This is a genomic window from Kitasatospora sp. NPDC048662 (assembly GCF_055587065.1).
Genome location: NZ_JBVJHA010000001.1, coordinates 852690 through 866520 on the forward strand (window position 1 = coordinate 852690; position 13831 = coordinate 866520).

Consider the following 13831-nt stretch of genomic DNA (forward strand, 5'->3'; position numbering starts at 1 on the left):
GCGAACGGTGCCCCGTACCCGCCCGGGTACGGGGCACCGTCGTTTTCCCGCGCGCGGCGACCACGGGCGGCCCGAGTGGCAGACTGGCACACCATGGAGATGCACAAGAACCTGCTCGACGGACCGGAGCCGACCCTCCTGCCCGAGGAGGAGCAGCCCTACCGGATGCTGGCCGAGGAATCCGCCTCCCCGACCCAGGTGGCGGCCGAGTACCCGGCGTTCTGCCTGGCCTGGGCGATGCTCGCGGACGACTCCTTCGCGGCCGGCCGAACCGTCGAGTCCTACGCGTACGCCCGCACCGGCTACCACCGCGGCCTGGACCAGCTGCGCCGCGCCGGCTGGCGCGGCCACGGCCCCGTCCCGTGGGAGCACCGCGGCAACCGCGGCTTCCTGCGCTGCCTGGCCGCGCTCGCCCGGGCCGCCGGCTCGATCGGCGAGAGCGAGGAGGAGACCCGCTGCTGGCAGTTCCTGAAGGACAGCAGCGCCGAGGCGTACGCCGAACTCAAGCAGTAGCGGCACCACCGAACGGGCCGTCCCCCACCGCGGGGGGGCGGCCCGTCGCACCTCCGTCAACTCCCGTTCGCAGCAAGGGCATAGCCTGGCCCGGTGACCGCTGACCGCATATCCGGCCCGGCCGCCCGCCGGCTGCTCGTCCTGCCCGTCGCCGTGACCGTCGCCCTCGGGGCGACCGCCTGCTCGGGCGACAGCTCGGGCGACAGCTCCGGCACCGGCCTCTCGTACGCCAAGGTGCGCTCCACCGCCGAGCAGCTCCGCCAACAGCCTTCCACCGCCTGCCCGTTCGGCCTGGACGGGCTGGCAACCGCGCTCCGGGACGCCGGGATCGACCGGCCCGTCACCCCGGGTGCCAAGGACGCGAAGGCGGTCGAGGGCGAGCTCGGCGACGGCACCCCGCCCTACCCGTGGCCGTCCGGCATCAGCCCGTCGCCGACCACCGCCTCCGCGCCCGGCCTTCCGCCGCACGCCTGGGTGACCTGCACCTGGACGGCCGGCACCGCGACCGTCCGGCTCGACCTGGAGGCCGTGCCGCTGAGCGACGTCGGGGTGAGCGTGATGCTGCCGACCCTCCAGCGGACCGGGCAGCTGACCGCCGACCAACTCGGCGAGGTGGTTACCGGCCGGCCGAAGCCCGGCGGCAAGCCTGTGCTGCTGCCCGGCGCCGGGCTCGGAGCGATCGCCCGGGTCCCGCTCAAGGGCGACGGCGACCTGGTGCTGCTGCTCTCCCAGGGCGACGCGGACCCGGCCGATCCGGCCCTGACCGGGGAGCCGCTGGCCAAGGTGCTGGAGCAGCTCCAGGGCCGGATCCACGGCTGAGACCCGGGCCGAGGGAACCAACCGCAGCCATACCGCGTATGTTCACGATGCAGCACAAGCGTGCGAAACGGGCCACCGGAGCGCACACCCGCCATGTCGTCGTCCCGAGGGAAACCAGATGCCCGCAGCCCGCAGGTCACCCGGCAGGTCCGCCCGGCGCCGCGCCCGCTCGCGCCGCCGACGGCTGACCCTGGCGCTGGGCGGCACCGCGGCGCTGGTCGTGCTCGGCGCGGCCGGATTCAGCCAGCTCGGCCCGGCCGACGGGCAGCCGCAGGACGCCGGATCCACCACCCAGGCCCGGCCCGTCCCCCCGGTCAGCGACTCCCCCGAGCCCGTCAAGTCCGCGGAGAGCAGCGCCCCCTCGCAGAGCGGGCCCCCGAAGAACGACCCGTCCAAGAACGACGCGCAGGTCGTCCAGCACGGCAACGGCACCTTCACCACCGCCGCCGCCAGCAGCGGCGCGGTCGGCACCGGCGGCACCGTGCGCCGCTACCAGGTGCAGGTCGAGGACGGCATCAACATCGATCCGAAGGCCGCCGCCGACGCCATCCACAAGGTGCTGGGCGACAAGCGCAGTTGGATCTCCAACAAGCGCGACAGCTTCAAGCTGGTCTCCTCCGGCCCCTACGACTTCACCGTCCTGATCGCCTCGCCCGACACCACCGACAAGATCTGCGGCGCCGGCGGCCTGGACACCAAGGGCGAGGTGAACTGCGACGTCGGCAAGCAGGTGGTGGTCAACTCCAAGCGCTGGCTGACCGGTTCACCCCAGTTCGACGGCAGCCTGGACGACTACCGGGCACTGATCGTCAACCACGAGGTCGGCCACCGGATAGGCCACGGCCACGAGGGCTGCCCCGGCCCGGGCAAGCCCGCCCCCGCGATGATGCAGCAGATCTACGGCCTGAACGGCTGCACCGCCAACGCCTGGCCGTACGACGCCAACGGCAGCTACCTCAAGGGCCCGTCGGTGCCCTGACGCCCGACCGGCCGGCTCACCCCGGCAGCAGGTCGACCGCGAGCAGACCGTCGGTGAGGCCGACCAGCAGGGCGCCGTTCGCGAAGCCGAGCGTTCGCACGTCCGATCCGAGCCGCAACTCGACCGGCCGACCGGGGAGTTCGAGTCGGCGGACCCGGATCAGACCGTCGGACCAGGCGGTCGCGAGCAGCAGACCGGCCGAGCCGTCCGAGGCCAGGGCGAGGGCGGTGACGGGAGCAGGCCGGCGGTCGGCCGGGCCGGGCATCGGATCGTCGTCCGGCCCCCAGAGACGCACCGCCCCGTCGTAGCCGCCGCTGGCGAGCAGGGGGAAGGCGTCCTGGCCCATGCCGAGGGCGTGCGCGGCCAGGGCGGTGACCGGCCCGGTGTGCAGGGGAACGCTGTGCACCTCGCCGCCCTCGTACCAGTGGACGGCTCCGGCCGCGTCACCCACCGCGGGCGCGGCGGCGGGCAGTTGCGGCTCGGCGGCAAGGGCGGTGAGCGGGCCGGCGGCGGAGCGGAGCCGGGCCAGTGCCTCGTCCAGGTCGAACGGTTCGAGACCGGGGGCGGGACTGGTGGGGGCGAGGAGTTCGGTGCCCGACCAGGTGTCGAGCATGACGAGACTGCCACCCGCCGTGACGGTGATCGCCTGCAGCGGGCGTGGTTCGCCGACGGGAACCACGCCCACCATCGAGCCGTCAAAGGCCGCCAGTCTGCGGATGGTGCCGTTGCGGTCGGCGACCAGCCAGTGTCCGCCCTGAACCGCCGCGGCAACCGCGCCGGGCTCCCAGCGGGCCCAGCGCACGGCCCATGGGCTCGGGGCGTCGGCGAGCCTGGCGGCGGCGGCCGGGTCGGTGCCGAGCAGCCTGGCGCGCAGCAGGTGGGCGCGGCCCGGTGCATCGGGGATGTCGACCAGCGCGGGCCCGACCGCCGACCACGCGGTGGCGAGCGGATCGGTGCGCCCGGCAAGAGCGGTGGTGACACTGGTCGGCCGGGCGAGGGCGTAGAGCAGCGGGTCGGTGGCGAGCGGGCCGAGGTCGCCCGCTCGGGCGGCGGCCAGCCACAGGTCGCTGAGCAGGTCCTCGCCCGCGGCGGCCAGATCGAGTGCCCCGTCGGCGCCGCGCGGTACCCGGGCGATCAGTTCGGGTGCGCTCTGCGGGGTCGGCAGGGCGGAACCGGCGGCCCGGCCGGGGCTGGGGTAGCCGTTCGGGTCATGACCCTCCTTCGCGCACCAGGCCTCGAACCGGCCCCGGTCGGTCCAGGCCGGGTCGTCGAGGTCCAGGACGGCAGGGGCCGTGACGTTCGCGAACGCCACTTCCGGGGCGGCCTCCACGACCAGTCTCAGGTGCGGCAGTTCGAGCATCGGGTCCAGGAGTTCGGCGACCAGCCGGCCGGGGTCGGCGGCCCGGTCGAGCTCGGGCACGCAGATGACGGTGCGCCGATCGTCCCCGGCGAGCGCGGCCAGCAGTTCCGGAACCGTCCGAGCGGTGATTCCGAGCTGGCTGCCGAGCAACCACAGTGCCCCGCGCACGTCGATTCCGGCGGACGGCAGAGCCGCGTGGACGCGCCGCTCGACCGGGCCGCCGGGAGCGGTGCCGTGGGCGAGCAGCCAGCCGAGCAGGTGGCTCTTCCCGGCACCCGGCCCACCGGAGACCAGGCACAGCCGTGGTGCCCGCGGGTCCGCGAGCCAGCCGAGGAGTGCCGCACCGGCCGGCCGCCGTCCGGCATCCAGCGGCGGTGTCCACGGTCCCGTCCCCATACCCTGCCCCCCGCTTTCCGAACTGTCGCCCCGCAGGCGCCCAACGATCGCACACCGGGGCGATGCCGAGAGTTGACCCACCCTCACCGATCAATCGATAGTCATACAAGCATTATTCGGGGGAGGGATGTGCGACATGGGAGTGGTGCTGCCCGGGGAGCTGGTCTGGGTCCTGGACCTGATCGGCATCAACTGGCCGAACGTCGACGAGGACGAATACCGCGAGATGGCGGACGAACTCCGCGACCTCGCCGGCAGCCTGGTCGCCGACCGTGACTACATCTCCGCCGCCGCCCAGGACTTCCTCGGCATCAGCGCAGGCGCCGGAGCCGAGGCGTTCCAGGCGCACTGGGACAAGGTGGCCGGCACCCACATGCCCCAGGTCGCCGAGGCCATCCGGCTGTTCGCCACCGGGCTCGACGGCGCCGCCCTGGTGATCACCGGAGCGAAGCTCGCCGCCGTGGCCCAACTCGTGATCCTGGCCACCGAAGTGATCGCCGCCCAGGCTGCCGCCCCGTTCACCTTCGGCCTCTCCGAGGCCGGCGCGCTCGGCGCCACCCAGGCCACCCGAATGATCGTCAAACGCCTGCTCAAGGAAGCCGAGCAGCAGCTGCTGTCCGAACTGCTCTCGCTCGTCGAGGGCCCGGTCTTCGCCGCACTCGGCAACATGGCCCAGGACCTGGTCGTCCAGCTCACCCGCAACGCCCTCGGCGCGCAGCAGGGCATCGACTGGGGCGAGGCCGCGAACGCCGGCAAGGACGGCTTCAAGGACGGCGTCCAGCAGTCCGTCACCCAGGTCAAGGGCTACGCCGACAACCCGCTCGGCGCGGCAAAGCAGTTCGCCGAGAACACCGTCACCGGTGCCGCACAGAACGGCGGCCGGCCGTCCACGACCCAGCGGAGCGGACGATGAGCGACACCGTCAAGCACGACTACGACGCCGCCGAGACCCTGGCCCGCCAGTTCGACAAGCACTTCGACACCATGCGGGAACACCACACCCGCACCACCCGCAACCGCACCCGCGCCGTCAGCGGACGCGGCGGCGACAAAATGGGCCAGATCGTCTCCAACATGGCGGACAAGGCACTCGGCGCGATCGAAACCGCCCTGGACGGCCTCGCCCAACACGCCAAGGACGTCTCCGGCGGCATCCGCAAGATGAGCGAGAACCACCGCCAGCTGGAGAAGAAGCTCGCCGACGACTACAAAAAGATCACCAAGGACCACGACACCACCCCGGTGTACCTGCTGGATCACAAGGGCGACCTGCACCGCCTGCACGCGGACGGCACCAAGACCAAGGTCGACCACACGGACGACAGTGGGATCAACGACTTCATCAAGAACGGCAACTACCCGCGGTTCCGCCCTGACCAGTCGAAGATCCCGCCGGTGGGCTCGCCCGCGGTGCACTCCCGCAAGGTCCGCGACGGTGGCACCGAGCTGGCCAGAGCCACCCAGCGGGCCAGGTACGCGGAGAAGGACTTCGGCACCCCGGTCTCCCCCAAGAACCCCGTCAACCGGGCTCGGAGCAACTACGCAGCACTCCATTACCAGGACGAGCAGCGGAGTTTCATCCTGGTCTCCCGCAGCGACTTCCTGATGAACGCGCACTCCGAACAGCGGATCGCCGCCCCCATCCTGGACAAGCTCAAGGGGCCCAACATCCGTGCCCTGTACACCGAACGGGCCCCCTGCGACCAGCCGAGGTCCAACTGCGGCTCCTGGCTCCACAAGACGTTCCCGCACCTCACGGACGTCAGTCACAGCTTCGACTACTCGAACGACCACACGCCGCACACGGAATACCTCGGCCGCCTCAAACAGCGCCGTAAGCAGATCTTCTAGGCCTGGCACTCCTGGCGACTGCCACCCAGCCCTGACGCGACACCGTCGCTACCCTGCGGCGGAGCTGCCCTCCGTCGTCACCGACCCCGGTGCCCGTGACTTCCGCACGGGGATCGGACTGCCCGACACACCAGGCCTGGTCGTCTTTCCCGAGGAGAAACTACGCGGCTTGCCCGAGACCTGCGCGCCGCACAGCCCCGCCGAGCTCTGGCCGGCCTGCCGGAGGACGGCGCGAACCTGGTGATGGTCGGCCGCTCCGGCTCGGGCGTCCTCGCGCTCGACGGGGCCACCGGCGAGGTGTACGCCCTGGCCGCGAACCGGCCCCTGAGCGTGGACGGCCGCCCCGCCCACCGCAGCCTGCACTCGCTGGCCCGCTGCCAACTCGCCTTCGCCGGACGGGCGATGTGGGCCGTGGCCGGCCTGCTCGACCCGGACGCCATCGAATGGTGCTGCGCCCACCTGCCGGAGTTCGCCACGCTGTACGCCTCCGTCGACGAGGAGCAGCAGCAGGAGAGCGAGGAGCAGACCGCATTCCTGGACTGGCTGGCCAACGAGGAGGACATCCTCGCCGAGCTGCGCGCGGTCGAGCCCGGACTGCTCGACCAGCCGTTCTGGCAGGACGTCATGGAGGTCTTCCAGTACGGCGAATGACCGCGCAGCGCGCTTCCGGCCGGGCACCGGTTCCCCGGACGGACGCTTCACCCGCCGGATAGGCTGCCAGCATGACGTCCGACGATTCCCGGCCGCGGATCGCGCCCGTCAGCCGCGCCGAGTTGGAGCAGATCTACGGGCCGGACCACCTTCTCCGGGTACCCGTCGCAGATCTACCGGACGCGATCACCAACCCTGCCGCCCGTGCCTTCCTCACCGGGATCGGACTGCCCCGTGCCGTCAACGCGATCGTTCCGCCGGTGGATCCTCCGCTCATCAGCCTCTCCGAGGCCTGCGAGCCGGACGAGGCGGCGGCGTTCTGGGCCGGGCTGCCGGACGACGGTGCCGGCATGGTGGTGGTCGGTGCCTGGGGCCCCTCGGTCTTCGCGCTCGACGGCGCCACCGGCGAGGTGTACGCCCTGCTCACCGGTCAGAGCCCCACGGTCAACGGCCGCCCGGCCCACCGGAACCTGCACTCCTTCGTCCGGGCCCAGCTCGCTTTCGGGGCGAAGGAGCTGTACCTGCTGGCCGATCTGATGGACCCGGACAGCCTCGACTGGTGCCGGGAGCACGTGCCGGGGTTCGTCGAACTCGTCCCCGTTCCTGAGTACGACGAGGACGGCTTCGAGATCGACCCCGAGGACGAGTCCGAGGCGCCCGACCCCGACGAGATCCTCGCCGGGCTGATCGCCAAGCTCGACCGGATCGAAGCCAACCTCTCCCACCACGCCGCCTGGCAGTTCATCCTCCAGCACTACCGCCACGGCTACTGACCCCGGACGCCGACTTCCTCGAACTCCAGTTTCCCTTCTCCCGACTAAGCTGTCGGCATGGCCCCCACAGCACTCCAGCCACCGATCCGCCCGGTGAGCCGCGCCGAGTTGGAGCAGGTCTACGGCGCTGACGGCCTGCTCCGCGTCCCCGACGCGGAGTTGCCCGCCGTCGTCACCGACCCGGGTGCCCGGGCCTTCCTCGGCGAGGTCGGTCTGATCGACGCACCTGGTTCGATGGTCCGGCTCTTCGGGCCGCCGCTGCGCGCCCTGGCCGTGGACTGCGCGCCGGAGGGCCCCGCCCACTACTGGCCCGGGCTGCCGGGCGACGGTGCCGGCATGGTGGTGGTCGGCAACTACGGCTCGGGCATCTTCGCGCTCGACGGCGCCACTGGCGAGGTGTACGCCTTGGGCGCGAACCGGCCGCCGACCGTTGACGGCCGGCCCGCCCACCGCAGCCTGCATTCCCTGGCGCGCTGCCAACTTGCTTTCGGCGGACTGGAACTGTCCGTCATGGTCGACCAGATGGACCCGGACACCATCGACTGGTGCCGCACCCACCTGCCGGAGTTCGCCGAACTGTACCCCCCGTTCCTCGATGACGACGAGGACGTGGACCCCGAGTTCTTCGCCGGGCAACCGGCCCTGGAGGACATCGTCGCCGGACTGACCGCGAAACTGCTCGCGGTTGAGCCCGGGCTGCTCGACCAGCCGGTCTGGCAGGACATCATGCACGACTTCCAGCACGGCTACTGACCCGACCCACGGAGTCCCCATGACCACCGAACTCACCCAGCGTCTGCTCGACCGTTTCGGGCCGGCCGGCCTGTACCGTCCCGGCCCCGCTGCCCTCGCGGGCACCGCGGCCTCCGCCGGGACGGTGGCGCTGCTCACCGGGGCGGGGCTGCCGCTGCAGGTCGGGCCGTACTTCGCGGCGGAGCCCGGGCAGCCGCTCCGGCTCGGTGACTGGGCGCGCGGCGTCGGGCTGTCCGCGGACGGGCGGCCGGAGGCGGACTGGGTGCGGCTGGGCAACGACCGGGGCGCGGAGCTGTGCGTGGACGGCGGCGGCCGGGTCTGGGCGGTGTACCTCGCCTTCCAGGGGCCGTCCGTCCCGGTCAACAGCTCGCTCGGCGCGTTCCTGGACAGCCTGTGCGACCTGGACGAGAACCTGCGGGCGCTGGCCGCCGCCGAGCGCCCGGAGGAGGTGTTCCAGCTGTTCTCGGCGGCGGAGGGCCGGCTCCGCGGCACCGACCTGCGGGCGTTCGAGAGCGACGAGCAGTGGTGGCCCCGGGTGCTGGAGGACATCCGGCACACCCGGGGCGTGCCCGGCTACGCGGCGTTCAAGGTGCGCGGCAAGGACGGTGAGCCGCAGATCATCACCGCCGACGGCTCGCTCGCCCTGCATGCCGAAGAGGCGCTCTGGCACCGGCTGTCCGCGGGCGGCCTCGACCCCGACGACGTGGTCGAGGTCTACACCGAGCTGCAGGCCTGCACCATGCCCGGCCACTACTGCGCGATGTGGATGGCCCGGGCGTTCCCGAACGCCGAGTTCACCCACAGCTACGACTACGGCGACACGGCGGCCGAACGCGACGCGGGCATCCGGGAGTTGGCCGCCGCACTGACCGAACAGCAGTAGCCGTCAGCCGAGGACGGGCAGGTAGCCGGACAGGTCGCTGCGTTCGCCGCTCGCGGTGAGCGTGGCGTCCAGGGCGTCGGACCAGGCGAGGCGGCCGGTGGCCAGGCGGATCCAGCTGAGCGGGTCGGTCTCGACCACGTTCGGCGGGGTGCCCCGGGTGTGCCGGGGGCCCGCCACGGCCTGCACCACGGCGGCCGGCGGGATCCTCAACTCGACCGCTCCGCCCGGCACCTGGGCCGCGAAGGCGTCGGCGAGCAGCCGGGTGGCGGAGGCCAGGGCGAAGCGGTCGTGCGGGAAGGCGTCGATCCCCAGCGCGTCGGCCAGGTCGTCGGCGTGCACCACGGTCTCCACCAGTCGGGTGACCAGGAAGTCGGCCAGCAGCATCGGCCCGAACCGCATCAGGATCACCCGGCCCGGCCGCTGCCCGTCCTCGCTGTCCAGGGCGCGCCACAACTCGCCGATCTGCCGGTCGAGTTCGCCGGACACCTGGGCGGCGTCCCCGGCGAACTGCTCGGCCACCAGCTCCACCGCCGTGGAGTTGATCGCGGCGGCCGCGGTGCGGGTGCGCGACGCCCAGTACAGCGGGGTGATCGGGGCCTGCGGGGGCAGCGGGTCGTGCAGGTGCAGCGGCACCCAACTGGCCACCATGCCGAGGTGGGCGACGAGTTCACGCACCCGCCAGTCGCCCAGCCGGGTCGGCAGGGCGAGCTGCTCGTCGTCCAGGGAACGGACGGTGGCGGCGATCGCGTCGAGCTGCCCGGTGAGTGCGGCACGCACCTTCACCGGGTCGTAGGTCCGGGGCTTCGCGGTGGGCATGCCCGCAGCGTACAAAACGCCGCAGGGCGGCCGGTCCGGAAACCACCGGAACCGACCGCCCTGGGTGGACGAACCGTCAGGCGAGCAGCGCCTCGATGACGCCGGTGTGGGCGTCACGCAGCTCGGCCAGGGTGACGGTGAACTGACCCTGGACCTCCAGGGCGTCGCCGTCCACCACGCCGATCCGGGCGGCGGGCAGGCCGCGGGCGCCGCACATGTCGTTGAACCGGAGTTCCTCGCTGCGCGGGACGGCCACCACGGCGCGCCCTGCGGACTCGGAGAACAGGAACACGAACGGGTCGATGCCCTCGGGCACGACCACCCGGGCGCCGTTGCCGCCCTTGAGGCAGCTCTCCACCAGGGCCTGCGCGAGGCCGCCGTCGGAGAGGTCGTGGGCGGCGTCGATCATGCCGTCGCGGGAGGCGGCGATCAGGATCTCGCCCAGCAGCTTCTCGCGCTGCAGGTCCACCTTGGGCGGCAGGCCGCCGAGGTGGTTGTGCACGACCTGCGACCAGGCGGAGCCGCCCAGCTCGTCGGCGGTGTCGCCGAGCAGGTAGAGCAGCTGGCCCTCTTCGGCGAAGCCGACCGGGGTGCGCCGGGTGACGTCGTCGATGACGCCGAGCACCGCGACCACGGGGGTCGGGTGGATGGCGACGTCGCCGGTCTGGTTGTACAGCGAGACGTTGCCGCCGGTGACCGGGGTGCCGAGCACCTGGCAGGCGTCGGCCAGGCCGCGGGTGGCCTCGGCGAACTGCCACATCACGTCCGGGTCCTCGGGGGAGCCGAAGTTGAGGCAGTCGGAGACCGCGAGCGGCTTGGCGCCGCCGGCCGCGACGTTGCGGTACGCCTCGGCCAGCGCCAGCTGGGCGCCGGTGTACGGGTCCAGCTTGGCGTAGCGGCCGTTGCCGTCGGTGGCGACCGAGACGCCGAGGTTGGTCTCCTCGTCGATCCGGATCATGCCGGAGTCCTCGGGGGTGGCGAGCACCGTGTTGCCCAGCACGTAGCGGTCGTACTGGTCGGTGATCCACGCCTTGGAGGCCTGGTTCGGCGAACCCGCGACCTTCAGCAGCGCGTCCTTCAGCTCGGCGCCACCCACCGGGCGGGCGAGCCGCTCGGCGGTCGGGGCGTCGGCCTGCAGGGCGTCCTGCCAGGACGGGCGGGCGTACGGGCGCTGGTAGGTCGGGCCCTCGTGGGCGACGGTGCGCGGCGGCACGTCGACGACCTGCTCGCCGTGCCAGAAGATCTCCAGGCGCTCGCCGTCGGTCACCTCACCGATGACGGTGGCGATGACGTCCCACTTCTCGCAGATCTCCAGGAAGCGCTCGACCTTGCCGGGCTCGACGATGGCGCACATGCGCTCCTGCGACTCGCTCATGAGGATTTCCTCGGGCGAGAGCGTGTGGTCGCGCAGCGGCACGGTGTCCAGCTCGATCCGCATGCCGCCGGTGCCGGCCGAGGCCAGCTCCGAGGTGGCGCAGGACAGGCCGGCGCCGCCGAGGTCCTGGATGCCCGCGACGAGGTCTTCCTTGAAGATCTCCAGGGTGCACTCGATGAGCAGCTTCTCCTGGAACGGGTCGCCGACCTGGACGGCGGGGCGCTTGGCCGGGCCGGTCGCGTCGAAGGTCTCCGAGGCGAGCACCGAGACGCCGCCGATGCCGTCGCCGCCGGTGCGGGCTCCGTACAGGATGACCTTGTTGCCGGGGCCGGAGGCCTTCGCGAGGTGGATGTCCTCGTGCTTCATCACGCCGACGCACAGCGCGTTGACCAGCGGGTTGCCCTGGTAGCAGGAGTCGAAGACGACCTCGCCGCCGATGTTCGGCAGGCCCAGGCAGTTGCCGTAGCCGCCGATGCCCGCGACGATCCCGGGCAGCACGCGCCGGGTGTCCGGGTGGTCGGCCGCACCGAAGCGCAGCGGGTCCATCACGGCGACCGGGCGGGCGCCCATCGCCAGGATGTCGCGCACGATGCCGCCGATGCCGGTGGCCGCGCCCTGGTAGGGCTCGATGTACGACGGGTGGTTGTGCGACTCGACCTTGAAGGTGACCGCGTAGCCCTGGCCGACGTCGACCACACCGGCGTTCTCGCCGATGCCGACGAGCATCGCGTCGTTCTCCGGGGCCTTCTCGCCGAACTGCTTGAGGTGGACCTTGGAGCTCTTGTACGAGCAGTGCTCCGACCACATCACCGAGTACATGGCGAGCTCGGCGCCGGTCGGGCGGCGGCCCAGGATCTCGCGGATCCGGGCGTACTCGTCCTCCTTGAGGCCGAGTTCGGCCCAGGGCTGGGCCGCGTCCGGGGTCTGCTCGGCGTTCTTGACGGTGTCGAGGCTCATCAGGCGTTCACCAGCTGCTTCAGGACGGAAGTGAAGAAGCCCAGGCCCTCGGTGGTCGGACCGGTGAGCGGCTCCACGGCGTGCTCCGGGTGCGGCATCAGGCCGACGACATTGCCGGCGGCGTTGGTGATGCCGGCGATGTCGCGGTACGAACCGTTCGGGTTGACGTCGAGATACCGGGCCACGATGCGGCCCTCCGCCTCGAGTTCGTCGAGGACGCGCTCGTCGGCGACGAACCGGCCTTCGCCGTTCTTGAGCGGAACGACGATTTCCTGGCCGGCCGAGTAATCCCGGGTCCAGGCGGTGTCGGCGTTCTCGATGCGGAGCTTCTGGTCGCGGCAGATGAAGTGCAGCGAGTCGTTCCGGGTGAGCGCGCCGGGCAGCAGGTGCGATTCGCACAGCACCTGGAAGCCGTTGCAGATACCGAGGACCGGCATTCCGAGCTTCGTCTGCTCGATGATGGTGTCCATCACCGGGGAGAAGCGGGAGATGGCACCGCAGCGCAGATAGTCGCCGTAAGAGAATCCGCCGGGCAGGACGACGGCGTCGACCTGGTGGAGATCCTTGTCACGGTGCCAGAGGGCGACCGGCTCCGCGCCGGCCAGGCGGACCGCGCGCTGGGCGTCGCGGTCGTCGAGGGATCCGGGGAAAGTGACGACGCCGACTCGGGTGGTCACTTGCCCTCCTCCTCGACGCGGACGGTGAAGTCCTCGATCACGGTGTTGGCGAGGAAGGTCTCGGCGGCTTCACGGATGCGGGCGAGCGCGGCATCGTCGACCGGCCCTTCCAGCTCCAGTTCGAAACGCTTGCCCTGGCGGACGTCGGCGATCCCGGCGAATCCGAGACGCGGCAGTGCACGCTGCACCGCCTGTCCCTGCGGGTCGAGGATCTCCGGCTTGAGCATGACGTCGACTACGACGCGTGCCACTGGCACTCCCGGTGGTGATTGCGTGAAGGCGGGGGACCTTCAGCCTACCTGTGCCGGAGGGCCGTCTTGCGGTCCACCTGCGGCAACGCGCGTAGACACCCGCCCCTTACGCGGCAAGGCCTCGGGGCCTCCGCCCCCGGGAGCGGCGGCCCCCACCCGCATCCGATTTCGTCGGTTTAATCCCGTCTGTAACGAGGCTGTATCGGCATCCGAGGGAACCCCGTGAATATCCGGAAAAAAGGAATCCCGAACTCTTCGATTTCCACCGGTTCCGGGTGCAGAATAGGGCGACCGGCAGCCGAACGCGCCGCATCTCGGCGTGGGCTCTCCCTGCCCGCCGACGGATGCCGTGATCCCGGCCCAACGGACCGGCGGGGCATCCGAGACCTCCGTCGGCCGAATTGCCCGAGAGGATTGACACCCATGGCTCAGCGTGTAGTCGTCACGCTCTCCGACGACCTGGACGGCGGCGCCGCCGCGGAAACCGTCCACTTCGGCGTGGACGGGAAGTCGTACGAGATCGATCTGTCCGCCGACAACGCGGAAAAGCTTCGGGAGGCTCTCGCCCCGTTCGTCGCCGCCGGGCGCCGGCAGAGCCGCAGCGGAAAGTCCTTCCGCCGCACCGCGCTCACCCCCGACCCGGCCGCGGTCCGCGCCTGGGCGCAGTCGAACGGCATGGAGCTGCCCGCCCGCGGCCGCATCCCGAAGCACGTGTACGAGGCGTTCTCCGAGAACAACTGACCTTCCCCGGCGGCCCGTTGTGGGCCGCCGACCCTT

At 71.8% G+C, this 13831-nt stretch carries 15 protein-coding genes; 10 read left to right on the top strand and 5 right to left on the bottom strand.

Annotated features, from left to right (window positions below):
* The first annotated feature begins 93 nt into the window (after window positions 1-93).
* The 3 genes from ACZ6R9_RS04140 to ACZ6R9_RS04150 all read left to right on the top strand — a co-directional run bounded on the left by ACZ6R9_RS04140 (window position 94) and on the right by ACZ6R9_RS04150 (window position 2311).
* On the top strand, window positions 94-513 hold the full coding sequence (locus tag ACZ6R9_RS04140) for a DUF3151 domain-containing protein (protein WP_380480372.1): 420 nt from the start codon (window positions 94-96) through the stop codon (window positions 511-513).
* Window positions 514-606: 93 nt separating this feature from the next.
* Window positions 607-1332, top strand: a complete 726-nt coding sequence (locus tag ACZ6R9_RS04145; RefSeq protein ID WP_465536410.1) for a hypothetical protein — start codon at window positions 607-609, stop codon at window positions 1330-1332.
* 118 nt (window positions 1333-1450) lie between these two features.
* Window positions 1451-2311 (top strand): DUF3152 domain-containing protein, encoded by an 861-nt coding sequence (locus ACZ6R9_RS04150; RefSeq protein ID WP_380480368.1) that lies wholly within the window; start codon window positions 1451-1453, stop codon window positions 2309-2311.
* 16 nt (window positions 2312-2327) lie between these two features.
* Here ACZ6R9_RS04150 and ACZ6R9_RS04155 read toward each other — a convergent pair whose 3' ends face one another.
* Window positions 2328-4067 carry a hypothetical protein gene (locus ACZ6R9_RS04155; RefSeq protein WP_465536412.1) on the bottom strand — a complete coding sequence of 580 codons (1740 nt, stop codon included), beginning with the start codon at window positions 4065-4067 and terminating at the stop codon, window positions 2328-2330.
* A 127-nt stretch (window positions 4068-4194) separates the two neighbouring features.
* On the opposite strand from ACZ6R9_RS04155, the gene ACZ6R9_RS04160 reads away from it, so the two are divergent.
* From ACZ6R9_RS04160 to ACZ6R9_RS04185, 6 genes are all read left to right on the top strand, one after another.
* The gene (locus tag ACZ6R9_RS04160; RefSeq protein WP_465536414.1) at window positions 4195-4980 is read left to right on the top strand and encodes a WXG100-like domain-containing protein; all 786 of its coding nucleotides are present in this window, start codon (window positions 4195-4197) and stop codon (window positions 4978-4980) included.
* Entirely contained in the window at window positions 4977-5918 is a 942-nt protein-coding gene (locus tag ACZ6R9_RS04165; protein ID WP_380480362.1) for a nucleic acid/nucleotide deaminase domain-containing protein, read from the top strand. The genes ACZ6R9_RS04160 and ACZ6R9_RS04165 overlap by 4 nt, the downstream gene beginning before the upstream one ends.
* Before the next feature lie 243 nt (window positions 5919-6161).
* Complete coding sequence (locus tag ACZ6R9_RS04170) at window positions 6162-6569, top strand: hypothetical protein (protein WP_465536416.1); 408 nt, start codon at window positions 6162-6164, stop codon at window positions 6567-6569.
* A 71-nt stretch (window positions 6570-6640) separates the two neighbouring features.
* Complete coding sequence (locus ACZ6R9_RS04175) at window positions 6641-7342, top strand: SUKH-4 family immunity protein (RefSeq protein WP_465536418.1); 702 nt, start codon at window positions 6641-6643, stop codon at window positions 7340-7342.
* A 57-nt stretch (window positions 7343-7399) separates the two neighbouring features.
* Window positions 7400-8095: an SUKH-4 family immunity protein gene (locus tag ACZ6R9_RS04180; RefSeq protein WP_380480358.1), complete on the top strand. Its 696-nt coding sequence runs from the start codon at window positions 7400-7402 to the stop codon at window positions 8093-8095.
* 19 nt (window positions 8096-8114) lie between these two features.
* Complete coding sequence (locus ACZ6R9_RS04185) at window positions 8115-8978, top strand: nucleic acid/nucleotide deaminase domain-containing protein (protein ID WP_380480356.1); 864 nt, start codon at window positions 8115-8117, stop codon at window positions 8976-8978.
* Window positions 8979-8981: 3 nt separating this feature from the next.
* On the opposite strand, the gene ACZ6R9_RS04190 is transcribed toward ACZ6R9_RS04185, so the two are convergent.
* The 4 genes from ACZ6R9_RS04190 to purS all read right to left on the bottom strand — a co-directional run bounded on the left by ACZ6R9_RS04190 (window position 8982) and on the right by purS (window position 13054).
* The gene (locus ACZ6R9_RS04190; RefSeq protein ID WP_380480354.1) at window positions 8982-9794 is read right to left on the bottom strand and encodes a maleylpyruvate isomerase family mycothiol-dependent enzyme; all 813 of its coding nucleotides are present in this window, start codon (window positions 9792-9794) and stop codon (window positions 8982-8984) included.
* Between the two features lie 76 nt (window positions 9795-9870).
* Window positions 9871-12126, bottom strand: coding sequence for a phosphoribosylformylglycinamidine synthase subunit PurL (gene purL / locus ACZ6R9_RS04195; RefSeq protein ID WP_380480352.1), 2256 nt, complete (start codon window positions 12124-12126; stop codon window positions 9871-9873).
* A complete protein-coding gene (purQ, locus tag ACZ6R9_RS04200; RefSeq protein ID WP_465536422.1) occupies window positions 12126-12803 on the bottom strand; it encodes a phosphoribosylformylglycinamidine synthase subunit PurQ in 678 nt (225 codons plus the stop codon). Before purQ ends, purL begins: the two co-directional genes overlap by 1 nt.
* Window positions 12800-13054: a phosphoribosylformylglycinamidine synthase subunit PurS gene (gene purS, locus ACZ6R9_RS04205; RefSeq protein WP_033250393.1), complete on the bottom strand. Its 255-nt coding sequence runs from the start codon at window positions 13052-13054 to the stop codon at window positions 12800-12802. The genes purQ and purS overlap by 4 nt, the downstream gene beginning before the upstream one ends.
* A gap of 423 nt (window positions 13055-13477) precedes the next feature.
* Between purS and ACZ6R9_RS04210 the strand changes: the two genes are divergently transcribed.
* Window positions 13478-13795 carry a histone-like nucleoid-structuring protein Lsr2 gene (locus ACZ6R9_RS04210; RefSeq protein ID WP_073807183.1) on the top strand — a complete coding sequence of 106 codons (318 nt, stop codon included), beginning with the start codon at window positions 13478-13480 and terminating at the stop codon, window positions 13793-13795.
* Window positions 13796-13831: the final 36 nt, after the last annotated feature.